Genomic DNA, 23,572 nt, shown 5'->3' on the forward strand with positions numbered 1-23,572 from the left:
GTTTGGTGATCCAGGGGATTAGGCATCACGGCCAGGCTGCTTCTGTCACCTGCCTGCCGACTATTTGGAGACTCTCGAGCCATCAGGGGGATCACGCCGTGAATGTTCCACTTCCGCAAGGGGTATCACTGCCGGGCGTTGAACTTCTAGGGCGATCTCCTCAACCTGTGTTCGACTATCACCAGATGCAGCGACGGATCTCGCGCTGTGCCCGCGCAGCCAAGAGTCGCAACATAGTTCTCGCCTACAGCGTCAAGACAAATCCCGATAGGGAGGTACTGAGTTGCGTCGAACAGGCAGGTCTCAAAGCAGAGGCGATCAGCGGCGCTGAGGTATCAGCCGCTACCGCAGCAGGTTTCGACCCCAGCCGCATTGTGCTGGGTGGAGTCGGGAAAGCTTGGCCGACAGGCAGCATCCCCGGCGGATTAATGGCCTTGCTGGATGACTCGCCGGATGCGTTTACCGATTCAACGAAAGCCGGTGGGGGACATCGCTTTCATTGCCTACGCCTCAGATTTCCGGGTGTATCGTCTCGTCTGGGTGTGGACACAACTACTGACAACGGTCGCAAGGAAGTTGCTGTCGCCCTTCAGCGCGCCTACGACTCTGGAATAGCCGTTGGCCTGGCGACCCATCAGCGAAGCTCGTTTCGGCTAGGTCCTGACCAGTGGCTGTCGGCGGTCGAAGGTCTCCTCGGCGACCTTGTGCAGGCCAGCCCTAAGGTCAGAAGCATCGTGAGCGTGCTCGACCTCGGAGGCGGCTTTACCTCGGATGGCCTGGACGCGCTGCTGGAGGGCGATGCCGGCGCTACTTTGCTGTCCGTCGTTCACGACCTATTTCCCAACTGCGAGAAGCTCATCCTGGAACCTGGACGCTCGTTGGTTCAAGCGTATGGCTTCGTCTTATCGCGAGTCATCGGCCGTTCTTCTGAGATTGAGGCGAATGTCGATGCCTGCCTTGCCGAACTGCCGTGGCCGGTTCCCGACACTCGCCCGGTTCACGTCTACCGTGACGGTGCCTGGCAATCGCTCCGCGGTGGATCGGGAACGCTCGCTGGCCGGACCACTGTCGAGACAGACATTCTCGCGTCCGGTGTCAATGTGCGCGACTTGGACGTGGGCGACATCGTTTGCTTCTCCGAGGCCGGAGCTTATGACATCAGTATGCGCAACTGGTTCGGCAGCGGCATGGCACTTGGTGGTGACCAGAGAAGCATCGTGGCCACGTCAAACACGCTACGGGGACCGGTATCAGGGCGGCAAGACGCTGGCTGGGTCAAGGTCTTTGACCGCTACGTCTCTAGCGCCCCAAATGGTGATCAAATCCATGCCGTCGTGACAGAGTTGATCGACCCCGCCTCACGGCACGAGAGGATGCCACGCTTATCCGAACGATACGCGCCTTTCTTTGGGCCTCAAGACATTCCGGGTAGCCGGTATCCGTTGAATCGGCTCGGTTCCTTCGCACGCATCGACAGAAACTACTTATCAAGCTGGGTCGATGTCGCAAAGTTGACGCAATTCGTGACCACTGACAATTTGCTTGTGCCAGCCGAAATGCTGGTAGAGGCGATAAGCTTGATCGGCGCATTGACATACTCTGCGGAGTGGGTTGATGACCCGGAGACTGCTCAGGACCTCGACAACAGTGCTAGCGCCAGAAGTGTCCTACATGTAAACCAGTTGATGGGGCACGAGGCGGTGGCGCACCTACTCTCCAGCCTGTCGGGTAGCCCACACATTTTGGACATCGGGGTGGGTCGCGGCAACACCCTGATCCCATTACTGGATGCGTTGGTTAGCGCGGGTACCCGTCGCGTTCGTATTTCACTGCTGGACATTTCAGGCGAACAACTCAACAAGGCTCGTGACCGGATCGCGCACCATGCTCATAGCATCGGACTCGGTATCGACTCATTTACGCTGATTGAGGGAAATCTTCACGAGCTGGGGGTGTCTCTGCCTGCACGGTCGGGCGAATTTGATCTCGTGCTGTCCGGGGGCACACTGTTCCATTCGACTGAAAAGCAGCGGATCTTCGACTGGGTGCGCGATTCGCTGCGCTCGGGAGGCATTTTCGCACTGTGGGACTGGTTTGCGCCCTGCTGGGGCGCGCCAACCCTTCAGATCGGTAATGCTAGCCAAGACGACAGCCGCGAGCGATTCATCACGACCGCCGAACAAGCTGTCGCAGCTGCGCAGACATGGGCCATCGGATGGTTTGGCCCACGCGGGTATTTCAACTACCGGGCACCTACATGGTCCGACTTGACACACGAACTCGACGGCGAGCTGACGCAATTTCTCGAAGGCAAGCCATTTGCATTTGTCGACTGGCTTTCCAGGACTGCGACTAAATACCCCGAACCTGACCCGGTCGCCCACTACTACTGCATCGAGGGGTACACAAATGTGGACGTGTACCAGAATCATATCGGGTTATCGGGATTTCAGACGCTAGGCCACTACTCCCAGGAGGATCTCCGCGCGCGTCATGTCGCGCATGCTCATTCGGTCGCCGACGGGTACGACAACACCATCCAAATCTTCGTACTTCAGAAACAAGAGCAGAAATGAACGACGTCAGCCACTTCAGCGCGGTGACCGCGGGCAGCCTGACCCCCGAGTTGTGGAACGGCCTCACGGGCGGAGGTATCGGAATACTGCGTATCAGCGGCTTCATTTCTGCGCAACGATGTTCGGCCGCAGTAGAAAGGCTGACGGACGAACGGTTCCCTGTCTATGACCCTTTCGACGAGTTCGGTGGGACTGACCCGCTGAGTCATCAACAGATCCGGCATGACTACCTAGCCGGAAGCGATCCTGACCAGCCACCTGTAAGCCGCAGGCTGGGCCGAACGCTTTACGAACACGCAGCCAGGGGGTCGGAGTGCGAATACTTCACGCACGCAATGGACTTTGACAAACAGCGACGCGATGTTTTCGCGGACGGCGGTGATGTGATCGATGATGTGCTCACCGCCGCGCGGGCCGTCACTGGAATGGCGGCAGAATTAGCCGAAGAACCAGGCCACGGTAAATGCTTCGCTGGCGTGATCCGCGAAGTGCACGGGCTATCCCGACTTCACTCCGACGACTCGCGTGAAGAGACACCAGGATTCTTGGTCGGCGCTGTACCACAACAACTCGGCATCAACGTGTTTCTTCAAATGCCAGAAGCTGGCGGCGCCCTGACTGTATATGACCGTGAATACCAGCTGGCGGACCGGTCCATGAGGAGCGGCTACGGACTCGATCCTCGCGCCGTAGCAGGGGATTCTTATGTTGGGGTGACTCCACAGGCTGGCGATCTCATCCTCTTCCCGGCCCGGCACATTCACCGGGTAGATGCCTGTAGTGGCGCTGGACGGCGAATCATGCTGCAAGCACATGTGGGTATCACCAACGAAAAGATTGTCTGCTGGTCTTGAGGCGGCCCCGCGTAGGGAACATCTGCACCAAAGTCTTGGCTAGCGCGCCGACGTGTACAGCTATGCCTTCAACGCCTGCTCCAGCGCATTTCGGCTTTCGACACGGAGATCTGATGCGCCCCAAGCGATCTCGCAGCGAACCTCAGTGTCGCAGAATGCCCTACGCAGGGCTGTCGGACCTAGTACCGTAACCGGCACGCACCCCCGGCGCGTGGGTGCGTGTCGATCGAACCAACAGCAGTGGGGAGTTCCGATCATGACCATTATTCCCGTTTCATGGCAGTTACATGGCGACGTCAACGGCCATTCTTTTGAAGTGGACGGCACGGGTATCGCCGATATGGCATCCGGTGCAACACGTCTCGATCTCGATGTCGCACCCTCTTTGCCTTCGGGCTTCGATATCCGTATGTCCCAGCGGATTTGCAACTTCGCTCTCGCCGCGTATGCGGCAGACGGAGCGTTGCCTGTTCGTTTCCGGGATGCCGTCGGCCGCGGTGTACATATCAAGCCGTCCCGGGTCGTGCGCATTTTCGATGCCGCCGGTGAGGAAGTCGCCGAACTCAAGGCTCTGACCACGATGACCGTGCACGAGGACAAGATCTCGGTGGTCAACTGGATGACCGGGTACTCACACTTGAGTGCCAACGTTGCTCATGTCGAGGGCGGCGAACGTCTCGTTCCGACCGATAGCGGTGCGGCCGTGAGCGTTTCCAGCTTCCGCGTGCGTCTGGAGAACGGTGAACAGCTCGAAGGTCTCACCACCGTCCCCTACCGGTTCGACCGCCCGGTGCTCGTGACCCCAGCGGTTCGCACGATCTCCGAGGAATCCTGCATCTGGAGCAGCGATACCCACGTCCGCCTGGCGGCAACCAGCCAGTGGCAGCCGATGGTTGTTCCGACCGGCGTCACGCAAGGCTGACCTCTTGGACGTTCCAGTCGCAGACCTACCGGGTCTGAGCGGTGCCGAGATTGCCGAAAATCTCGGCACCGCGCTGGATCTCCTCCGCAAGGACGGGATCCTGATCATCCGGCAAGGGATCGAGCCCGCCATGCTCGATGAGCTCAAGCAGATGGCAACGACCTGGCACGATGACTTCCTCTCCGGAGAGGTGCAGAACTACTCGCTCGGTGACCCGGAGACAACCGCAACCGTCGTCCCGGACATCAACCAGGACACCTTCGTCGAGCCACGCGACAAGCAAGGCTTCCGGAAGTGGAACATGGCCAGCAAGGACGCCAGAATGCTTCCACTGGTTGATGTTTCGCCGCTCTACGACGTCATCCATGCGTTCATCGGGCCCGACTTGCAGGTAACCAAAACACAGTTGATCGTGCTGCCGCCGGACTGCCTCGATTCACAGTTCCTGCACACTGACGCCGGATCGCTGTCCGACATCGTCGAGAGCATGGACGCCTCGCCGGTCATGGTCTCGGCGCAGGTCTTCCTGACCGATCTCCTCGAACCGGGCATGGGCAACTTCACCTGCGTGCCGGGCTCACATCAGCAGCGGTACCCGTGGTCACCGGACAACCCGACACGCACCCAGATCGGCACGGTCCCACTGGGCCAGGAGATCCCGCTCGATATCCGCCGTCAGGTTCTCGCTCGTGCTGGCGATGTGGTGATCTTTCTTCATTCGTTGTGGCATGGCGTCACTCCGAACACATCCGCACAAACGCGCCGGAGCCTGATTCTGTCCTACGGCAAGTCGTTTGTGCGGCCCTACGACTACCAGCAAACCCCACCGCTGGTGTTGAAGGCCGGTACGCCTCGGCAACGCCTGTTGTTCGGAGACCTCGGCGGCTGGGGCTGGCAGGACGGCTGCTACTACCACCTGCCCGAAGACCATATTCAGACCCTGGCTCCCGGCGAGCCCTGACGACGCTCACCGACGTACAACCCGGGCGGAATCGACTAGCAGGGCAGCGGCGGCGCATCGCCGTTGTCCTGCTAATCTTTTGTTCAAAGGCGTTGATCCGGCCATCACCGGGAAGCCTCCGGAAGAACAGAGCCCCCTTCGGGCAGCTCCCAGTAGAACCGGACGTCCGTCGCACGTTATAGCGACCAAATGAGCGGCACACAGTCTGAGCGTGTGCAAGCGGGGTGGTACCGCGGGCTCCCAGGCGCTATCACCTGGGCGTTTCGTCCCCGTACGGGTTACAACACACTGCCTGTGCGAGCACGAAACCAAGGGAGCATCGACAACATGGTCCACGACGATCGGCCTGCGTCTCCATTCAGCGTCATCCCGACACGAATCGACCTTCCCGAGACCGAATCGAAGATCATCGAATGGTGGAACGAGCAAAACATCTTCGCTCGAAGCCTCGAACGCACCGCTGACGGGCCGAGCTGGAGTTTCTACGAAGGCCCACCCACCGCGAACGGGTCACCGGGTATCCACCACATCGAAACGCGTGTCTTCAAGGATGTCTTTCCGCGGTTCAAGACCATGAAGGGTTATTCCGTTCCACGCCAAGCCGGTTGGGACTGCCACGGTCTGCCGGTCGAGCTCGCGGTGGAGAAGGAACTCGGCCTCAACGGCAAACCCGAGATCGAGAAGTTCGGTGTCGCCGAGTTCAACGCACACTGCCGTGAGTCGGTGATGCGCTACGTCGGCGAGTTCGAGCAGATGACCGAGCGCATGGGGTACTGGATCGACCTCGAACACCCCTACACCACGATGTCGCCGGAATACATCGACAGTGTGTGGTGGTCGCTCAAGCAGGTCTTCGAGGCAGGTCGGCTCACTGAGGACTTCCGAGTCGCCCCGTACTGCACTCGCTGCGGCACCACGCTGTCCGATCACGAGCTGGCCCAGGGCTATGAGACGGTGACCGACCCCTCGGTGTATGTGCGGCTGCCCCTGCTGGATGCCGTCGCGGGGATCGAAGGTGTCAATCTGCTGATCTGGACGACGACCCCATGGACGCTGCCGTCCAATACTGCCGTTGCCGTCCACCCGTCAGTCACCTACGTCATCGGGCGGACCGAGGCCGGCACTTTCCTCGTGGCCGAGCCGCTGCTGACCGCAGTCCTGGGCGAGGACGCCGAGCAGCTCGCCACGGTGACCGGCGAAGAACTCGCCGGGTTGCGGTACCGCCCGCCGTTCGACCTCGTCGACATCCCCAACGCTCACCTGATCGTGCTCGCCGACTACGTCACCACCTCCGATGGCACCGGCCTGGTCCATCAGGCTCCGGCCTTCGGTGCCGACGACTTGGTTGTGTGTCGAGCCAACGGCCTGCCGCTGGTCAACCCGATCGAGACCAACGGACGATTCTTCGGTGACCTCCAGCTGATCGGCGGCATGTTCTTCAAAGACGCCGACCCGGTATTGATCCAGGAACTGGAGAAGCGCGGACTGTTGTTCCGCCGCACCGATTTCGAGCACAGCTACCCGCATTGCTGGCGCTGCCACACCCGGCTGATGTACTACGCACAGCCGTCCTGGTACATCCGCACGACTGCCGTGCGCGAAAAGCTGCACCGCGAGAACGAGAAGACGAGCTGGTTCCCCGAGACCATCAAGCACGGGCGATTCGGCGACTGGCTCGACAACAACGTCGACTGGGCAGTCTCGCGCAGCCGGTACTGGGGAACCCCGCTTCCGTTGTGGCGCTGCACCAACGGACACCTCACCGCCATCGGCTCACGGGCCGAATTGAGTCAACTGGTCGGCACCGACGTGTCGGGGATCGATCCACACCGGCCCTACATCGACGCGGTCACCTTCACCTGCCCGGACTGCGACACAGTCGCAACCCGAGTCCCGGAAGTCATCGACGCCTGGTACGACTCGGGCTCGATGCCGTTCGCCGCGTTGGGTTATCCACACGTGGAGGGCAGCGTAGAGGCGTTCGAGCGCACCTACCCCGCTCAGTTCATCTGCGAAGCCATCGACCAGACCCGCGGCTGGTTCTACACGATGATGGCCGTCGGCACCCTGGTCTTCGACCGCTCGTCCTACGAGAACGTCGTCTGCCTCGGTCATATCCTGGCCGAGGACGGCCGCAAGATGAGCAAACACCTCGGCAACGTCCTCGCACCGATTCCCTTCATGAACGACCACGGCGCCGACGCGCTGCGCTGGTTCATGGCGTGCTCCGGTTCACCGTGGTCGGCTCGCCGTGTCGGCCCGACGGTGCTCGATGAGATCTCGCGTCGGCTGTTGATGACCTACTGGAACACGGCCTCGTTCTTCGCGCTGTACGCGAGCAACTCGGCCTGGAACCCCGAAACAGCAAGCCCGCCAGCGGAACGTCCGGTTCTCGATCGCTGGATCCTGAGTGAAGTGCACACGCTAGCGAGCGAAGTCGATGCCCGCCTGGAGTCCTACGACACGACCGGAGCGGGTCGGCTGCTGTCGGAATTCGTTGACGTGCTGTCGAACTGGTACGTGCGGCGCTCTCGTCAACGGTTCTGGGACGGCGACCAGGACGCGTTGTCGACATTGTTCGAATGCCTCGACGTGGCTACTCGACTTCTGGCGCCGTTCGTTCCGTTTATCACCGAACAGGTGTGGCAGGACGTCGTGCGGCCGGGTAACCCGTTGGCGCCGGAGTCGGTGCACCTGTCGGAATGGCCAGTCGCAGACCTCGCGCTGATCGATGTGGTCCTGGCTGAGAGTGTCCGCACCGCGCAGGCGCTGGCTGAGGCGGGTCGTGCCGCTCGCAAGGTCAGCAAGGTGCGAGTCCGCCAGCCTCTGGCGAGGGCGTTCGTAGGGTTGCCGCCCGGTGTCAGGCTTCCCCAAGATCTATTGGATGACGTAGCCGACGAACTCAACGTCAAGAGCCTCGAGACCTTGCAATCAGCCGCCACCGTCATCGATGTCAGCGTGAAAGCGAACTTCCGGGCTCTGGGCAAGCGCTTCGGCAAACAGACCCAAGCCGTAGCCAACGTCGTGCACGACGCGGACGCCCGGCATCTCGTCGAGCAGCTGCGCGACACCGGGTCCGCGGTGATCGAGTTCGAGGGAACCGAAGTCACCCTCAGCCCGGACGATGTGATCGTCTCGGAGCTGCCGCGCAGCGGTTGGGTCGTCGAATCACAGCGTGGAGTCACGATCGCCCTGGATATCGAGATCACGCCGGAACTCGCGGCAGAAGGTATTGCTCGCGATGTGGTGCGGGTTGTGCAAAACGCGCGACGGGATGCTGGACTGGACGTATCCGACCGCATCGCACTCACCATTGCAGCCACAGACGATGTGCTGGCCACAGTGAAACAACACGAAGCCTTCATCGCCCACGAGACGCTGGCAACGTCGACGGCCTTCGTGAATTCCGTTGACGGCGGGTTCTCCGGAACGGTCGGCGACGCCGCCGAGATCAGCGTGCGGACCGTGAAAGCCTGATCCCCGCAACAGTGGCCCCGCCGATCTCAGATCGCCGGGGCCACTGTGTTCGCGCCAGTCAGTAGCGGCTGGTCTATGACCATGTGAGCCGTCGGCTCAACCATTCCCGTGACACCAGCGCCGAGTGCGCTTGGTAGCCGCGAAGTTTCGGTGACCGCGGTGGCGCAGATCGGCGGCTGTTGTGTTCCCAGTAGCCAACCAGCGCGCAGACGAATGCGTCGATGGCAGCGGGGTCGGTTCCGCGGGTGACCGGATGCGCCGCGAGTATCGGGTCCGGGTCGAGCCCGCTAGCGGCAATCGAGGGCGCCAACGAAACCAGATCGACCCATGCCGCGCCGCGACACGGCCACGCCCAGTCCACCGCAACTACAGTGCCGTCAGGGCGCAGCAGCATGTTGTCAGGACGAAGGTCGGTGTGCAGCAAGGTTTCACCAGCCGCAGCTTCGGGCCATGTCGACTCGAGCGCGGCCAACCGGTCCAGATTGCGTAGCGACCAGTCATCGAGATCAGCAGGTGGGGTGTGCTCGGCGAACTGCCGCCAGCACATCAACTTCGGCCCGTAATCCTCGGCGATCGTTGCTCCACCGACCAGAGGGCTGGGAGTCAGGACGTCGGCCAGCTGTTCGACCATGGCGAGCACGGCCACCAAATCGTTGGGTTGATCGAGGCGAGGATGGTGGCCTTCGATGTCCTCGAAAACGGTGATGAACCACCCGGCGGTTTCGATGGTGCAAAGGACGCTGGGGGCAGGGACCCGTCGAGGCAACCGCGCGGCGGTGTCAGCTTCAGCGTGATACATCGGCGCGAGGCCGTCGTCGTCGCTGATCGCCTTGGCGAAAACCCGTACTCCATCGTCCAGCTCAAGTCTGGCAGCCATGCCATGACTGAACCCACCTCGCTGGCTATTGGCTGTACAGACCTTCGCTCCCAGGCGGCGCTCGATCTCGTTGCGCACCAGTGGTGGTAGCTCGTTCCATTCGATCCGATGCGCAGTGCCCTCGCTGTAGACCATCGCATCATCGTGGGGGTTCAAGGGACAGACCTCCACTAGTTATTCGCGGGTGGCCTGCAGGTGCTGATCGCCTCGGAGCTGCCGCGCAGCAGTTGGGTCGTCGAATCGCAGCGAGGCGTGACGATCACCTTGGACATCGAGATCACCCCCGGAGCTTGCGGCTTTAGGGCTCGTCAACGAGGATTGCGCCGGTCTTCGCCACGACGACCCGCTGGAGATGTCAGTGCCCGTAATCGACCCGATAGACGAGGCGTTGCGCTGGCTGCGCCAGGACCTGCTGGCGGCGCAACGAGTGCTGGCGAGCGCGCGTCTGCCTGCGGAAGTGCCGTACCACGTGGAGGTGGTCGAGGACATCCTCAGCGATCCTGAGCAGCGGTCGACTACTGAATGGAAAGTGACTGTGGCCGAGGCGTTGCTGGCGGCCCGCGATGCCGCCCGGTGAGCAGGACGGCTTCCTGAGCCGGATGCCCACCCTGCGGATCGGTCGACTAATTCCGTCCCCTGCGCACTCGGGATCGCCGATATCGTCGGAGTGATGCCGCCCATCACAGCCCGGCCGTCGTGGCAACACACTGTTCTCGCCCCGCCGCCGTGGACTCCTTTGCTGATCGCAGCGCGTTGGTGGGTCCGCTACGGCCCGGGGATTGGGCTCAAGCAGCGATTGGTGCGCGAGTGGCTCGATGTGGGCCTGCGGCAACGTCCCCGGCCGCCGCGGATAGTGCGCACTCGTTACCGCGGGCGATTCAGTATCCCGACGACCCTGGATTTCATCCCCCGCACGATCTACGTGCAGGGTTGCTGGGAGGCATGCCTTTCCGCGCTGGTCGCCTCACGTCTGCGGGCCGGCGACCGGTTCATCGACATCGGTGCCGCTGGCGGTTGGTACAGCGTTCTCGCCGCACGCCAGGTAGGTCCCACCGGCAGTGTCGTCGCCGTGGAACCCGCGCTCGAAACACTCGAGCAGCTGCGGGCCAACCTGGCGCTCAATCGCTGTGACAACGTTCGCGTCGTGCAGGCTGCGGTGTCCGTCGAGCCCGGACCAGTACGGCTATATCTGCCGGACTACGGCAACACCGGTGCCACCACCACAATCCGGCCGGACAACCCCGCATCAGAGATCACGGTCGCCGGGCTGCCCCTGGCCGAGATGTTGGAACCGGCCGACATTGAAAACGCTCGGATGATCAAGATCGACGTCGAAGGTGCCGAGAACATTGTCTTGGCTCAGCTGGCGCGCCTGATCCCCAGGTTGCGCGCGGACTGCGAGATCCTCACTGAGATCACCCCGCAGTGGCTCGCTGTCGGCGGTCACGCTGCGGAGGATGTGCTTAAACCGTTCGCGGACAGCGGCTTTCGCGCATACAAGGTGTACAACTCCTACGCGCCCGAGGACATGACCGCAGCAGTGCGTCACCCGCTCGCGTTCGCGCCGACCTCGATCGCCGGTGTCATCACTCGGCAGACCGATCTGTTGCTCACCCGTGCCGACCCGGAGCAGCATCGAACCCGGGTCGGCGGCTGGCGATGGAGACCGTCAATGCGCTTGCGCGCCACGGCTGCTCACGGTTGAACGCGGCAGTAGATGTGGATTGCTGTCGAATTCGACCGCTCCCCGGTTCGCTACCAGCCGAGACCGGCTGCCCGCTGCTACAAGCAGTGAGTTCACTACCTGAACCATCAACGGCGCGAAGGGGTTTCCCGGCTGGCCGGACCGTGGCCACTCGTACCACCAGCGGTCGGTCACCGGCCGCACCGGCAGCGAGATCGGAACCCGAAGGCGTGAATCGGCCGGTAGCACGGTGATATCGAGCCGATCCAACGCTCGATGGGCAGCCTGGGGCAGCTGAATCTGCTTGGCTAGCACCGCCCAGCGGGCGATCGGCAGGTAGGGCGGCGGTGCGGCGAGCATCGGCATGGCGAACTGGTCGTAGGTCGCGGCTGCCAGTCCGGCGGGGACCATCACGGCGGTGATCGTGTGGTCCGTGATCAGCTCTACTCCGCCACCCTCGGCGGCTACCGGTAACCCCCGGGCGCGGTATGCGGTGACCCAGTCCTCGACGGATACCAGCGCGTCCACTTCGTCCCATGGCTGCGCGAGAGCGCCGTTGAGCACCGCGAGCGCGGCCATACCGGTGCGGCACAGCCGCTGGTGGTGACGATGCTGTCGCCACAGTTCGCGGGCGCGGTGCGGGCTGATCCTCAACGGCGGCGCATCACAGGTGATCTCGTCGTCATCCACGCTCACTGCTGCTCCTACCGCTGGGCCGATACGCATGCCAGTACCCGTATTCGCATAGTCGGATCTGGTTCGGCAGTGGTCCGGGCGTAGCGGGTGGTCGCCGCCAGATGCGAGTCAACGCAGCTTCAGCTCTCTCGCGGGTGCGGTAACGGCCCTCGGTCGGGATCGAGCACTTGCGCTGGGGCGGTCGCTTTTTCACGCGGTCGATGTGCCGAGTGAGTTCGTGGATCGCTGTCCGGGAACGGCGGATTCCCCTGGTTTCCCATCCACAGCTGCACACGGCGATATGCACTGCGACGCAGGGCTTTCGAATCCGAACGAGCTCGTGTCGGATGGTCGTCAAGCGTTGAGTTGTCATTCCTTGGCGGGTTCCTACCAGCGTGGTGAAGGTGGGGTGTGAGATCGCGCCGGAGCGGGACGTGCTCGGTGGATGAAGTTCCACGGCAGCGGTGGCAGGTTCTGTAGGCAGCGCGTCAAGGGCGGCATGCTGTTGCGAACCAGCATCTTTCACCGATGCGACCAGATTCCGGGTACGGCGGAGCACAGAGTGTTCACGCCGAGTCGCGATGGCCATCGCGCGGCTCAGTTCGTCGACGAAGTCGACTGGCTGTTGGTGCCGAGTAGTACGACGTTCTTCGCCTGCGGCCCTTTATTGTCGCGGACCAGCTCGAACTGGACGCGTTGCTCGGCGCTGACCTCTCTTTTACCTCTCACGTTCTTGGAGGTTTCTGGGAGTTGGGACCAGTGCAGAAACAGGTCGGGCAATTCATCGCCATCGGGTGCGACCAATCCGAACCCCTTTTCTATATTGAACCACTTAACTTTACCTTCAGGCATTTCAACTCACTTTCTATTTCTGGTTGTACATGTCGTGAAATCTGATAGCGGCGAGCGTCAGGCGATCGGCTACGCTTTCGTATTCCATTTCGATGGCATCCCAGAGGATCCGCCATTCAGCGGGAAACTCGGCGCGAACGTAGTCGAGGGTCAGCTGATTGTTGAGAGAGAATGCGATCATCCCTGGCTCGCCGATAAACATGGGGCTGAAGTCTTCCCAGCGGAGTCCGGGCCTTTTGTCGGCTGGGTTACGGAGACTGCTGATGCGCACGCCGTCTGCCCAGCTGCCATTCCATTTGGCCCAGCGTCCGTCCCGTAGCTCGGTATGGAACAGCCAGGTCTGGCCGTCACCTCTGGAAACGATCACCTGCACCTCCGCCCCTGGTTCGATCTGGGCCGGAGTGCGGAACGACTCCGACTCCAAACTTTTTGAGGGCTTCGATGTCTCTCGCCAGTTCCAATGCTTTGACCGTGTCGGCGAATTGCCGACGATCGTCGTCGTCCTCGTCGTGGCAGGTAGCAGCAGTCATCGGACATCTCCGTCGGTCGCCAGGTTCAGACTGACCGGGCCTGGATCGAACAGGCAGTAGTGAATCAGGGCCGACTGCTCCATCTCGATCATCGGGAGCTACCCGGCGACCGACGTGGGCTCAGGTGACGACGGTTGCCACCTTCGTGGATCCTTCGACCTTGGAGCTATCGGGAGTACAGCTCCCTCCTCAGCGGACGCGATCAACTCGACCGGTCGCGGCTGCTGGCAGCATGGACAGTTGTGCAGCCTGCTGAACTCGCGACGTAGTCGCCGATTCAGCCATTCCGTGGGTACGAAGTAGCACCCCATGATGAGCGCGGTGATCGCGGCGGTAACGACGATCATCGTTGCCACCCGGCCGGATCAGGGTGACTGTTCTCGTCCAGCTCGGCCTCGATAACCCCCGGCAGATCCGGAATTCCTGGGCTGTGCGCGAAAACCCACTGCACCGCGAGCATCAGGGCACGGACGCGGCGCGTGAGCCAGAGGGCCCACCAAGCCAGTAAGCCGACCCCGGCCAGGATGAATACGATTTCCACTACTTGCGGAGACATAGTTCCTCGATGTCAAATTGAAAGTCATTGCAGTCGTGCAGGATTCAGGGTGTTGCGATGAATCCCTCGCGGGCTCATTCCCACAGAAACAGGCCCTCGTTCCCCATACGCCGTAGGTCGGCCGGACTGTCACGGACCTCGCATGCGGCCAGCCCTGGGGAATGACCCTCGGCAAAGGCATGGAGAAAGTTCCGTGCCGCTGTCGAGCAGGCGCATACGTCGATCACGAGGCCGTTCTGGTAGGTGAGTTGGAGATGCACATCCGGCTCGTCCGGTCGTGGGCTTCGTTTTGTGGACATCGCGATTCACCGCACGGGCCTTGGATTTTCGGGCAGCATCGCCAGCGCACCTCACTGCTGACCTGGTAGCCGAAATCGGTAACGGGACTTCGTCACCGGCTCTCTCCAGAGCGAGTCCTGGATAGCCAGCACTGCCGCGCTAAGCGCGGTGAGGCCGACCTTGTTGGCGAGCACGCCGACCGCCGCCACCGCTTCGCTGAGCGATGACCGGCCTTCCAGAGAACTGGTCGCACGGCGACTTCGCCAGCTCGGACGGCAGGATCGCGACGGCTGCGAGAGGTCGGTCGGGTCATCCATCGCTGCGCCGCTGTTCGGAGGTAGACCCAGGTGCAGCAATGGACGTGTGTGGCGGCGAAGACCAGGGCGGTTCGGCAATGGCCAAGCCGATGGTTTCGCGGGTTGTAAGTCCGATCAGGTGAGCTAAGTGCTCGACTGCCTCGACGGCTTCGGCGGCTTGGATCGCGGCGGCGGCCTGTTCCAGGTTGAGTGTGCGACCGGGGAGAAAACTGACAACCCAGCCGTCCAGGCCGACCGACTTCGCCTGATGTTGTGTGTGGTCACTGGTGATTAGTGACCCGCTGATCACGTGTACCGCCATGGCGGCTCCCAGTCCATTCAGGTAGCGAGACCTTACGTGTATGAATGTTGGTAAGCTTACCGGTAAGCCCTAAATACATCTACGGGATCGGCGAAGTTGTTGTCGGGTAGGTTGATGCAACGCCAGGGTTCGATGGAGAGAGGGCTTCCGATGCAGGACCACCGTTCGGATCCGTCGGCGCTGCGGTTTCTGGTCGGACATGATCTGCGCTCGGCACGTGAACAGGCTGGGATCAAACAGGCTGATGCCGCGAAGATCATCGGTTGCACGCCGACCAAGTTGAGCTACATGGAAAGCGGTCGGACCGGGCAACAACCCGAAGAGGTCGCCGCCCTGCTGCGGAGCTACGGCGTCGCGGTCGAGCACGTCGAGCGCACCGTCCAGCTCGCAGGGCGAGCTGATCACGGCACTTGGTGGGCTCCGTTCAAAGACGTACTGCCGGACTGGTTCCGCACTTTCGTCGGCCTCGAAGGCTTGGCAGCGGCGCAGTTCGCCTACGGCATCCTGGTTCTTCCTGGTCAACTCCAGACGCCGGAGTACTGCGCAGCCCTCCTCGACAACAGTCTGCAAATCCCGCAGATGGACACGGCGCAAGTCATCAAGGCCAGAATGGCTCGCCAGCGGTTGACCGACGCCAAGGCGCCGCTGCAGTTTCGCGCGGTCATCGAGGAAACCATGCTCGATCGGATAGTCGGCGGTGCATCGGTGATGCGTGCCCAGCTCAAGCACCTGCTGAAGATGGCCGAACGAGACAACGTCGAGCTACACGTGATGCCCACTCAGGTGACCGTCCATGACGGATTGCCAGGAGAGTTCACGCTCCTCGACTTCTCCGAAGCCCGCAGCATCTCCTACGTCGAGTACCACACAGGCGCTCTCTACCTGCAAGAACAGGACCAAGTACACTTGTATTCGCTAGCTGCTGACCGGTTATGCTCCACAGCGCTGTCCACCTCGGACACCGTTGAAGCCATCGCCGATCGCATCGCACGACTTGCTTGACGAGGAGACCGAATGAGCACCGCTGACCGCCACGGATGGCGGAAGTCCAGCCTCAGCAACAATGGTGGGCAAAGCTGTGTTGAGGTCCGATTCGGCACCGACGTGGTCTACATACGTGACAGCAAGTACTTACGCGATCCGGCCAATGATCTTGCGCGACAACCGATCATCACCATTCCCCTGAACAGATGGTCCGAGTTCCTCGATCACGCAGCCGGTTATCGTTCTGCTGTCTCGGAGGGCGTACCCGTAGTTGACGTCCGCGCCGATGGTGGCGCTGACATATGCGCTGCTGACGGCACCACGCTCACCTACACCACCAGCGAGTGGCGAGCCTTCACCTGGAGTATCGGCGCGGGAGAATTCGTAGCTGCCTGACGGCATATCCTCAACCGCTTGTAGGGTCTCAGAAGTCGTGGCATCTGTCTCATAATGATGGCATCTCGCTGGCATTTCTGACATCGGCTGTGAGACAATGCAGGTCAGGGGCTCAGGCTGCTCGGCCTGACTGGCGGTTCAGCTAGGAAATGCCACGGTTTGTGAGACTGACGGCAGTGGCCATGCCGTGAGACAACCGCAAATCCGCAGGTCGTGGCGTCCTGAAATGCCATGAATTTTGAGACCCTACACCGCTGTAGGGCCTCACGGCGCGCTTCGTAATCTCACGGCCGACTTCGTCTCGATTGCGTGTTCGGCCACGGAGTTGAGACTTACCAGGTCAGAACACCTGCTCTACCGAGGTCGACCGGGGCTAGCTTGAGGATATGAAGCGCCTCGTGAGACCACAACGCCGCGAAGGCGTTGTGAGACAACAGGAACGCCGCAGGTCACAGCCTCGGCAAAACGAAGTCGGCGCGGAGACCCTACAACCGCCTGTTCTTGCGACGATGCGCTGGCGGAGTCTGCAACTGCCCCACCTTTCGGGCTGTCCCTGGGCGGGCTGTGCCAGCAACCCGCCTATACGCGCCTGCAGCTGATCTACTCGATCTCGGGTCGAGCCCGCCAACCCATGCTGGGCTGACTCGACAATGGAGGCGCTTTCGTGATCAAAGAGTCCACGGCCAGCGTGTTCATGTTCTGCAAGATCGGCAGACAGTGGCATCTCGGGCTGATCGAACATCCCCGCCTCGGTGCGCGGACTCTGGTCGGTGGCCACGTCGAGAAGCACCAATCACCGCCGGAAGCCGCTATCCAAGAAGCACTCGAAGAATCCGGGCGCAACGTCGTGCTGCTACCGCCTCCAGCTCCTGCACAGCCCTGCCGGGTATCCACATCCAGAAGTGCAGCGGCCGTGGTGGATCCACGAGTTGCGCGTCCCGGCCGACAACCACACCCGCGGACCGCATATCCACATCGACCATCAGTACATCGGTGTCGCGGCGTCCGCTGACCCTGTGGCCGTGCCTGAGCATCCCTTCGGCTGGTTCACTGCCGACGAGCTCGACGGCGCCGAGATGCTGTCCGACACTTTGTTGTTGGCCAAGATGATCTTTCCGGTTATCAACATTCTGAATGCAACACAGATTGATCGTGCCGAACAGTGGAGGGCGATGGCCACCGCCGGGCTGCTCTAACGCCGCCGGCCACCGCACCGTGGCAGACGAGGAGAAGGCCGGCCGGAGGAAGGCAAGCGGGAACCACGTGGTCGGCGAGCGTCGCGACACACAATCGTCACGAGCGAGCGGCGAGGATATCGTCCTGGATGCGGTTGGCGATCGCCTCGACTGTCCAGGTGGCGTCGATCCGGACTTCGTCGACGAACGGCAGTGGCTGCCAGCCGTGATACCAGTCGGCCATCATCTGCTCCGGGATTGTCGCCGCCTGTGGCCTCCCGGCATGACGGGCCAGTGTCTCTTCGAAGGTCAGATCGAAGCTGTAGTGCAAGGATCGGGGCGCGCTGGCGGTCAGGCGTTCGAGCATCGGCCCGTACCGGTGCGCGTCGAGAATGCCCTCGACAAGGACAACGCGCCCGCTCGCTAGGCATGTCCGTGCGATCTGTTCGATCAGCGTGATGTTGAAGGCGCCGGGCTCGTCGAACTCCCGCAACATATTTCGGCGCACCAAGTCTTGTGGCACGACCGCGCACTCACCGCGTTCGAAGCGACGCTGGACGGCGGCGGCGGCCGTCGATTTACCCGAGGCCGAGTTGCCACGGATCACCACAAGGGGCGTCACCAGATGGCCCGCGGGGCGAGTGCCCCTTCGAGCTTGGTCACGAAGCGAATGAAATGCGGATCGGATTCCGGCGTGCCGAAGCGGTCGATGTCCCACCAACGCCCGCCATCGAACTCACGCGGATCCAACCGGGATTCCTGCGTACGGTCGCCACAGATGAGATACCACAGCGAGCAATCGACGTGCCCGCCGTCGGCATCGTGGACCGAGGTCACCGTCAGCAACAGCGGATCGATACCGACAACGCCGAACTCGGCTTCGACATCCATCTCCTCGCGTGCCTCGCGCCGCGCCGCCGCCAACGGGTGCTCTCCGGGCTCAACGTGACCGCCGGGTGGCAGCCACAGCCGCGAAAGCCGGTGTCGCCCAAGCAGGATCCCCCGACCGGCCGGATCGACCGGCACAACGTAGACGACCAGATGCGGTGAAGGCGTTGCGGGTTTGTGGCGTCGGAAGATGTCGTCGGTCGCGGCAAGCCAGGCCAGCGCTTCCTGCTTATGCTCCTGTTCGAGGCGGTCGAGGGGAACGATCCCCCTGACAATCTCAGCAACGGCAGCTGTGGCGGGCTCCATGGCCGAGCACCATATCCCTCGGGTCCGACAACTTCAGAGCCACAGCGAATCCTCAATAGCGGTCGTTGTCGTCGCCGATGGGAATGTGCCTGTAGTAGGCCGCCGTCCCGGCTTGCTGTTGGTGTGCTCCCACGAGTGGTTCTGCCAGGTCAAGCAGTCGCTGGGCGACCGTCCCGACCTCCGCGCCGGGCAGGTACCCGCCCTCGGTCTTCACTACACCGCCCAGTAGCGGGGAGGCGAGGAACTCGAGCACGGCGGCGACCTCGTCCACACTTGGTGGCGGGTCGACCACGCGGCGCAGCACGCGATAGACATCGAGCGCGGTGATCGGTTGCTCCACCGCGCCTTGCCCGGTCTCGGCGAGTTCCTCGACCTCGTCCTCGATCACCTGCAGCACCGCTACCACCCACGCCGCCGCATGCTCCATACCCCATGCCTAACACACTTGCCGGACCGAATTCGCCTCGTGCCTTGACGGGTTGGCGGGTAGAGGGTGATGCCCCTCTACCCGCGTTTCGGCCGTGTCTCAGCGGACGCGTACCCCGTATCGCGGGCTGGGGAAGGTTTCGGGGTCGGTGCCTGGCCATTTCTCCTCGGCGCGCAGGCGGTCGCGCAGGTCGCGCAGCCACTTGTGGTGGGCCAGATATCCGTTCGGGCCGTCGAGCAGCTGTGTCCGGACGCGGGTGGCGATCCAGTCGATGGGTCGTTTGGTGGTCACCTTGATTCGTTCCTGCCAATTCTCGGCGTTCGCGTCGTAGTAGAGGTCCGGCAGGTCGTAGGTGAGGCCGACAACCTCCACCCGATAGTTGCCGGTCGGAGAGACCCGCATCTTCTGCCTCTGTGGTCCGTTGAGGTAAGCCTGTCGCTCGCCGTTCATGTAGGGGTACAGCGTCCAGCCAGGCCCCCAGTGCCCGGCCATGCGCTCGGCGAAGTCGGCGAGAGCCAAGCCGGTCAAGAAGGCGGGCAGTTCGGTTGGGTTCGCGTCGCTGGTCATCGCGAGTCCTTTCTTGCTGGTTGATTGCTGCAACACCATGAACGCTCTGCTCGGCGGACGAAGTCAAGCCGCAAAACGAACTGTTTGATCTCGAAAAATAGTGTCCTGCAACAAATTCAGGGAATTCGTCGGTCGGCGTCGATGGCCGGTGGCATGGATGGCGGCGGCCGTACTGCGCGCGTGTGGCGCTGCCGGTTCGGGCGGCCCGCGAGGGCCGCCCCCGGCTCAGCTGTGCGGGTTGGGCGGTGCGATGAAGCATCCGCCGCCGGAGTAGTTGGCGCCATGCTTCTCGCAGGCGGCCTCGATGTCGTCGCGGCCACCGTCGGCGAACGCCTTGTCCACCGAGCCGTAGGCCATCAGCAGCCAGTCGAGGTCGGGTCGGTGGGCGTACGGCCAGGGGTCGTATCTGGGCGGGTTGGGGACCATGTATCCGGCGGCGGTGAGTTCCGCAGCCACCGCCGTCAGGGCGTCTTCGGTGCTGGCGTAGATGAAGTGTTCGTAGGTTTCCATGTCTGCCTCCGGGGTCGGTTCGATGCTCGCGACACCATGAACGCTCCGAACCGCAAACGAGTCAAGCCGTGCGTGCACTCAAACACGTTGTGGCGCAATTTAATTCGGTAACAGCGGACCGCCGATGCGGCGCTCAGCCGACGTGAATACGCAGAGCGTTGCGCACCGTGTGGCGTGCACGGCGATGAGCTTTTGCCGTCAGCCGCGCGTGACGGCGGCGTGTAGCACGCGAGCTGTAACCCGCCGGGAATCGGCTGTGACCCCAGCAGCAAGCCTGGTCGGCTCTGGTTACTCCGTATGGGCGCATGTGCCTGTCCTGTCCCTTGGTCGATATGTGGCACCACCATGTGTGGCGGCCCCTCAATGAACGCTCTGCATCCCGTAATGAGTCAAGCCCTGTTGTGACGAAAGATGTTGGAGTACAACTCATTTCATCAACAGGCGGCTTGACTTCGGTGGCGGCGAGAGCGTTCATGGTGTCGTAGCCCGAACACACCGGCAGCGCACCGGGGGCTACCGCCCCGGCCGGGGCATGGCCATCCACCAACTCTTTCGAGGAGACGTCATGTCCAAGAACCGCCCCGCCCACTACACCACCGCCCAAATGCTCTGGGCGGCACTGAACTACGCACCTGGCAGCACCTCGGCTGAGCTGGCCGAGAACGCTGGAATCGGCGGCTCCACCGCCCGCAAGCTCCTGCTCGCCCTCGAACGCACCGGCACGGCGCACCGCACCGAAGGCGTATCCGACGGCAGCGCCCGCCGCCCCGCCGACCGGTGGTGGCCGACAACCGACACCAGCTCTGGCGGTACTGACACGGCCGAGGCCACTGAGCCCGCCGAATCGGGCGACACCGCCCCAGCGGCCGAGGACCCCACCGCGCCTACCCCCGCCGCGAACGACGCGACAGGAGGCGAATCCGGGGCCGACACACCTGACGCCGACAACGAGATCGACTCTGCGGAAACCGATCCCGACGACACGAACGGACCCGAAACCGCAACGCCGCCGGTCGAGGACCTCGCGCCGAAGGAGGGCGACGAACTCGAGAATCCCACCGAGGAGGCCACGCAGGCCGCCCCCGGCGAGGAGGAGCCGGTCACGCCGAAGCGGCTCGGAAAAGGCGCACTGCGCGGCATGGTCGAGAACTTCCTGGCCGACTGCGCGGGCCGGGAATTCACCCCGAGCCAGCTCGCCAAGGACCTGAACCGCTCGGCCGGGGCGATCCACAACGCCCTGGAGAAGCTGGTCGCCGACGGCGAGGTCACCCGCACTTGCGACGCCCCGAAGCGCTACATGATCGCCCCCGCCGAGTAGCGGGCTCCAGCGGCCAGCCTCGGGCATCGACCACCGCCGCTCGATGCCCCCTGGCTGACCGCTGGATCCATGAGAAAGGTTGGGAACCGATGTCCTACGACGACCGCCAGCTGGTGGCCTGCGACCGCATCACGATGGCGCTCGCCGCCGCGATGGTGTGCTTCCGCGAAGCGAGGGCGCACCATGGCTGAACCGACCTATCACGAGGTGGCGATGCGGGTGTACCGCGACGACAGCTGGGACACTGAGCTCACCGAAGCCGAAGCCAAGGTCGTCGCCGCTGGATGGGTGGGCGTGCACTACTGCCCGAACCTGTACCGGTGGGTCAACGGGCGCACCGGCCTCGACCCGAAAACCCTTCTCGCCGAGGCGCTGCGACTGTGGGACGACCTCGGTCTGCGGCGCGAGGACTGGCCACACGAAGGCGATCCGGACCCCAGCATCGCCGCCGTCGCCGCGCTCGCCCATTACCTCGAGCAACAGCCCGCCTGACTTCACCTCCCCCTCCGAATCCAGCCGAGGAGCTCTCGCTGCGACCCGGGTGTCCTGCAGGTGTCCGCTGGCAATGCCGCCAGCTACCGGGTAGGGGGTGCGAGGATTGTGGTTGGCCGGAATCGTGCTCCCCGTTGGGCTTTGCCGACGGCGGTTCCGGGACCTGCATCGAGGCCGGATGTGTAGCTGTGCCGACGTCAGGCTTGGCCGACGTTGGAGTCTCGGGGTCGAGCCCGGCTGTGCCGGGCACCCCATCCTGTCATTCCTCATGTCACCAGACGTGCGCACGCGCGAACTGGTCGTGCGCTGCACGCCTTAACGAAAGGGAGATCATCATGGGCAAGGGCGGCACTCCAATGGACCGCGACGCAGCAGATCGCATCGCAGAGGCAGCCGAACGAGATCCTGGCTCGGCGACGGCCACAACAGGATTTGATGACCGGGCCGACGCGGCGGCCGACCGCAATGAAGGCGGTGACGACGAGTAGTTAGCTGGTGGGTGCGGTGAGGAGTCGGCCCTCACCGCACCCACGTGTACCGGCGAAGCTCGGGCTCCCGAAATGCACCTCGAGCCGTTCATGACACGGGCGACCTCGGATGATTACGCCGAGTTCGGAAAAGGTGAGGGGCGCAGGGTGGTTCGCGTTCACGGCTCGAGAAGGGCGCCCCGGCGGGCTGTGGCTCGCCGGGGCATCGTCGTCACGATCGTCAGATCGAGGTGACCATTTGGTAGACCACGCGGGTGCGGAGGCTGGTGGCCACCATTTGGTGGTGTGCCGCTTCGAGCATCCAGTTGTCGCTGCCGTCGCGCAGGGGCTCGATCGCCGCGAGGGTGGTGGCGGTGAGCCAGCCGAGCAGTGTCGCGGCGATCGCGTCGCGGATCTCCTCGTCTATCGGCATGTCGCGCAGCAGCGTGCGCGCGTTGGCGATCGAGTCGACCGCATCCTCGGGGTCAGCGCCTTCGTACGGAGCTACCTCGATCGGAATCGGCAGTGCCAGGAGGATCTTCGTGATGACGCCGTGTGCGCGGTTGCCGATGGCCACGATCTTGTCCAGCGTGTACTCGTCGTCGTACTCGTTGCCCATAGTGAGCCCCTTCCGGGTTGTTGGTTATTTGCCTTGCCAGGCGGGTCCGACCCCGCCCAACGACACCAACACTACGACGAAAGAGTAGTAATTACAACGATCAGTCAGTCGAAAGATGTTGCCCCTGAACAGATTTCATTGCACTTCCCGTAGGTAGCTCCGGCGTGCTGCGGTATCCGCGTCGACGGTGGCGCGCCGCCAGCGCTTGACGCCATCCCTGTCTTCGTCCGGTGCGGGGTATTGGCCGCGCGAGACGTAGGCGGCGATCGTTCCTCGGGCTTTTCGCGTATAGGCGGCAATCTGGGAGATGGTCAGCAGATCATCCGGGTCGCCGGACGCCACGGGCCCCTCGGGGGCCGCCGGTGCCGGGCCGATGGCCGCTTCGACATCGCTGGCCAGGTACTCGTTCCAGTGCCCACGCCGTCCGATCGGCGCTGGCCAGTCGGGCTTGGCCATCCACACCTTCTGCACCGTGGTCAGGGCACGGCCGTAGCGCTGCGCGATTTCGGGCGCGATCAGCCGTGGCGCGTCGCCGCCGTTCGGGCCTATCATGATCTGTTGA

At 62.9% G+C, this 23,572-nt stretch carries 26 protein-coding genes; 13 read left to right on the forward strand and 13 right to left on the reverse strand.

Features of this window, described 5'->3' with window-relative positions:
* Window positions 1-167 precede the first annotated feature (167 nt).
* From NA11_RS37385 to ileS, 5 genes are all read left to right on the forward strand, one after another.
* On the forward strand, window positions 168-2,576 hold the full coding sequence (locus NA11_RS37385; protein ID WP_084655402.1) for a methyltransferase: 2,409 nt from the start codon (window positions 168-170) through the stop codon (window positions 2,574-2,576).
* A complete protein-coding gene (locus tag NA11_RS45260) occupies window positions 2,573-3,430 on the forward strand; it encodes a 2OG-Fe(II)-dependent halogenase WelO5 family protein (RefSeq protein ID WP_141718060.1) in 858 nt (285 codons plus the stop codon). The genes NA11_RS37385 and NA11_RS45260 overlap by 4 nt, the downstream gene beginning before the upstream one ends.
* A 256-nt stretch (window positions 3,431-3,686) precedes the next feature.
* Window positions 3,687-4,352, forward strand: coding sequence for a hypothetical protein (locus tag NA11_RS37395; RefSeq protein WP_141718061.1), 666 nt, complete (start codon window positions 3,687-3,689; stop codon window positions 4,350-4,352).
* A 4-nt stretch (window positions 4,353-4,356) separates the two neighbouring features.
* A complete protein-coding gene (locus NA11_RS37400; protein WP_069166817.1) occupies window positions 4,357-5,313 on the forward strand; it encodes a phytanoyl-CoA dioxygenase family protein in 957 nt (318 codons plus the stop codon).
* 327 nt (window positions 5,314-5,640) lie between these two features.
* Window positions 5,641-8,790: an isoleucine--tRNA ligase gene (gene ileS, locus NA11_RS37405; RefSeq protein WP_069166818.1), complete on the forward strand. Its 3,150-nt coding sequence runs from the start codon at window positions 5,641-5,643 to the stop codon at window positions 8,788-8,790.
* A 73-nt stretch (window positions 8,791-8,863) separates the two neighbouring features.
* On the opposite strand, the gene NA11_RS37410 is transcribed toward ileS, so the two are convergent.
* On the reverse strand, window positions 8,864-9,667 hold the full coding sequence (locus NA11_RS37410; protein WP_167837811.1) for an aminoglycoside phosphotransferase family protein: 804 nt from the start codon (window positions 9,665-9,667) through the stop codon (window positions 8,864-8,866).
* 352 nt (window positions 9,668-10,019) lie between these two features.
* On the opposite strand from NA11_RS37410, the gene NA11_RS37415 reads away from it, so the two are divergent.
* Both NA11_RS37415 and NA11_RS37420 read left to right on the forward strand, forming a co-directional pair.
* Entirely contained in the window at window positions 10,020-10,244 is a 225-nt protein-coding gene (locus NA11_RS37415; protein ID WP_069166820.1) for a hypothetical protein, read from the forward strand.
* Between the two features lie 93 nt (window positions 10,245-10,337).
* Window positions 10,338-11,372: an FkbM family methyltransferase gene (locus NA11_RS37420; RefSeq protein WP_084655403.1), complete on the forward strand. Its 1,035-nt coding sequence runs from the start codon at window positions 10,338-10,340 to the stop codon at window positions 11,370-11,372.
* On the opposite strand, the gene NA11_RS37425 is transcribed toward NA11_RS37420, so the two are convergent.
* The 5 genes from NA11_RS37425 to NA11_RS44360 all read right to left on the reverse strand — a co-directional run bounded on the left by NA11_RS37425 (window position 11,337) and on the right by NA11_RS44360 (window position 14,861).
* Window positions 11,337-12,047, reverse strand: a complete 711-nt coding sequence (locus NA11_RS37425; RefSeq protein ID WP_141718062.1) for a hypothetical protein — start codon at window positions 12,045-12,047, stop codon at window positions 11,337-11,339. The genes NA11_RS37420 and NA11_RS37425 overlap by 36 nt on opposite strands.
* Window positions 12,048-12,623: 576 nt before the next feature.
* A complete protein-coding gene (locus NA11_RS37430; RefSeq protein WP_069166823.1) occupies window positions 12,624-12,878 on the reverse strand; it encodes a cold-shock protein in 255 nt (84 codons plus the stop codon).
* Window positions 12,879-12,891: 13 nt separating this feature from the next.
* A complete protein-coding gene (locus NA11_RS37435; RefSeq protein ID WP_218023456.1) occupies window positions 12,892-13,251 on the reverse strand; it encodes a hypothetical protein in 360 nt (119 codons plus the stop codon).
* 500 nt (window positions 13,252-13,751) lie between these two features.
* On the reverse strand, window positions 13,752-13,964 hold the full coding sequence (locus NA11_RS37440) for a hypothetical protein (protein WP_141718064.1): 213 nt from the start codon (window positions 13,962-13,964) through the stop codon (window positions 13,752-13,754).
* A gap of 588 nt (window positions 13,965-14,552) precedes the next feature.
* Window positions 14,553-14,861 carry a hypothetical protein gene (locus NA11_RS44360; protein ID WP_084655404.1) on the reverse strand — a complete coding sequence of 103 codons (309 nt, stop codon included), beginning with the start codon at window positions 14,859-14,861 and terminating at the stop codon, window positions 14,553-14,555.
* A 150-nt stretch (window positions 14,862-15,011) separates the two neighbouring features.
* On the opposite strand from NA11_RS44360, the gene NA11_RS37445 reads away from it, so the two are divergent.
* From NA11_RS37445 to NA11_RS45265, 3 genes are all read left to right on the forward strand, one after another.
* The gene (locus tag NA11_RS37445; RefSeq protein ID WP_069166826.1) at window positions 15,012-15,863 is read left to right on the forward strand and encodes a helix-turn-helix domain-containing protein; all 852 of its coding nucleotides are present in this window, start codon (window positions 15,012-15,014) and stop codon (window positions 15,861-15,863) included.
* A 12-nt stretch (window positions 15,864-15,875) separates the two neighbouring features.
* Window positions 15,876-16,241 (forward strand): DUF397 domain-containing protein, encoded by a 366-nt coding sequence (locus NA11_RS37450; RefSeq protein WP_069166827.1) that lies wholly within the window; start codon window positions 15,876-15,878, stop codon window positions 16,239-16,241.
* A gap of 929 nt (window positions 16,242-17,170) precedes the next feature.
* Complete coding sequence (locus tag NA11_RS45265) at window positions 17,171-17,437, forward strand: NUDIX hydrolase (RefSeq protein WP_141718065.1); 267 nt, start codon at window positions 17,171-17,173, stop codon at window positions 17,435-17,437.
* Window positions 17,438-17,534: 97 nt separating this feature from the next.
* Here the strand turns inward: NA11_RS45265 and NA11_RS37460 are convergent, their stop codons facing one another.
* The 5 genes from NA11_RS37460 to NA11_RS37480 form a co-directional block, all read right to left on the reverse strand.
* Window positions 17,535-18,038, reverse strand: a complete 504-nt coding sequence (locus NA11_RS37460) for a P-loop NTPase family protein (RefSeq protein ID WP_069166829.1) — start codon at window positions 18,036-18,038, stop codon at window positions 17,535-17,537.
* Window positions 18,035-18,610, reverse strand: a complete 576-nt coding sequence (locus tag NA11_RS37465; protein WP_069166830.1) for an NUDIX domain-containing protein — start codon at window positions 18,608-18,610, stop codon at window positions 18,035-18,037. Before NA11_RS37465 ends, NA11_RS37460 begins: the two co-directional genes overlap by 4 nt.
* 52 nt (window positions 18,611-18,662) lie before the next feature.
* The gene (locus NA11_RS37470) at window positions 18,663-19,037 is read right to left on the reverse strand and encodes a hypothetical protein (RefSeq protein ID WP_069166831.1); all 375 of its coding nucleotides are present in this window, start codon (window positions 19,035-19,037) and stop codon (window positions 18,663-18,665) included.
* 99 nt (window positions 19,038-19,136) lie between these two features.
* On the reverse strand, window positions 19,137-19,604 hold the full coding sequence (locus NA11_RS37475; protein ID WP_141718066.1) for a hypothetical protein: 468 nt from the start codon (window positions 19,602-19,604) through the stop codon (window positions 19,137-19,139).
* 225 nt (window positions 19,605-19,829) lie between these two features.
* Window positions 19,830-20,114 carry a hypothetical protein gene (locus NA11_RS37480; RefSeq protein WP_069166833.1) on the reverse strand — a complete coding sequence of 95 codons (285 nt, stop codon included), beginning with the start codon at window positions 20,112-20,114 and terminating at the stop codon, window positions 19,830-19,832.
* Window positions 20,115-20,679: 565 nt separating this feature from the next.
* Here NA11_RS37480 and NA11_RS37485 point away from each other — a divergent pair.
* From NA11_RS37485 to NA11_RS45995, 3 genes are all read left to right on the forward strand, one after another.
* Window positions 20,680-21,432: a hypothetical protein gene (locus tag NA11_RS37485; protein WP_069166834.1), complete on the forward strand. Its 753-nt coding sequence runs from the start codon at window positions 20,680-20,682 to the stop codon at window positions 21,430-21,432.
* Window positions 21,433-21,615: 183 nt separating this feature from the next.
* On the forward strand, window positions 21,616-21,924 hold the full coding sequence (locus NA11_RS37490; RefSeq protein ID WP_069166835.1) for a hypothetical protein: 309 nt from the start codon (window positions 21,616-21,618) through the stop codon (window positions 21,922-21,924).
* A gap of 335 nt (window positions 21,925-22,259) precedes the next feature.
* Complete coding sequence (locus tag NA11_RS45995) at window positions 22,260-22,412, forward strand: hypothetical protein (protein WP_167837812.1); 153 nt, start codon at window positions 22,260-22,262, stop codon at window positions 22,410-22,412.
* Between the two features lie 220 nt (window positions 22,413-22,632).
* Here the strand turns inward: NA11_RS45995 and NA11_RS37495 are convergent, their stop codons facing one another.
* Window positions 22,633-23,010: a hypothetical protein gene (locus NA11_RS37495; protein WP_069166836.1), complete on the reverse strand. Its 378-nt coding sequence runs from the start codon at window positions 23,008-23,010 to the stop codon at window positions 22,633-22,635.
* Window positions 23,011-23,145: 135 nt separating this feature from the next.
* A partial coding sequence (locus NA11_RS46000) for a helix-turn-helix transcriptional regulator (RefSeq protein WP_167837813.1) occupies window positions 23,146-23,572 on the reverse strand: 427 nt, incomplete at its 5' end.

The organism is Nocardia altamirensis NBRC 108246 (assembly GCF_001612685.1).
Lineage (GTDB): Bacteria > Actinomycetota > Actinomycetes > Mycobacteriales > Mycobacteriaceae > Nocardia > Nocardia altamirensis.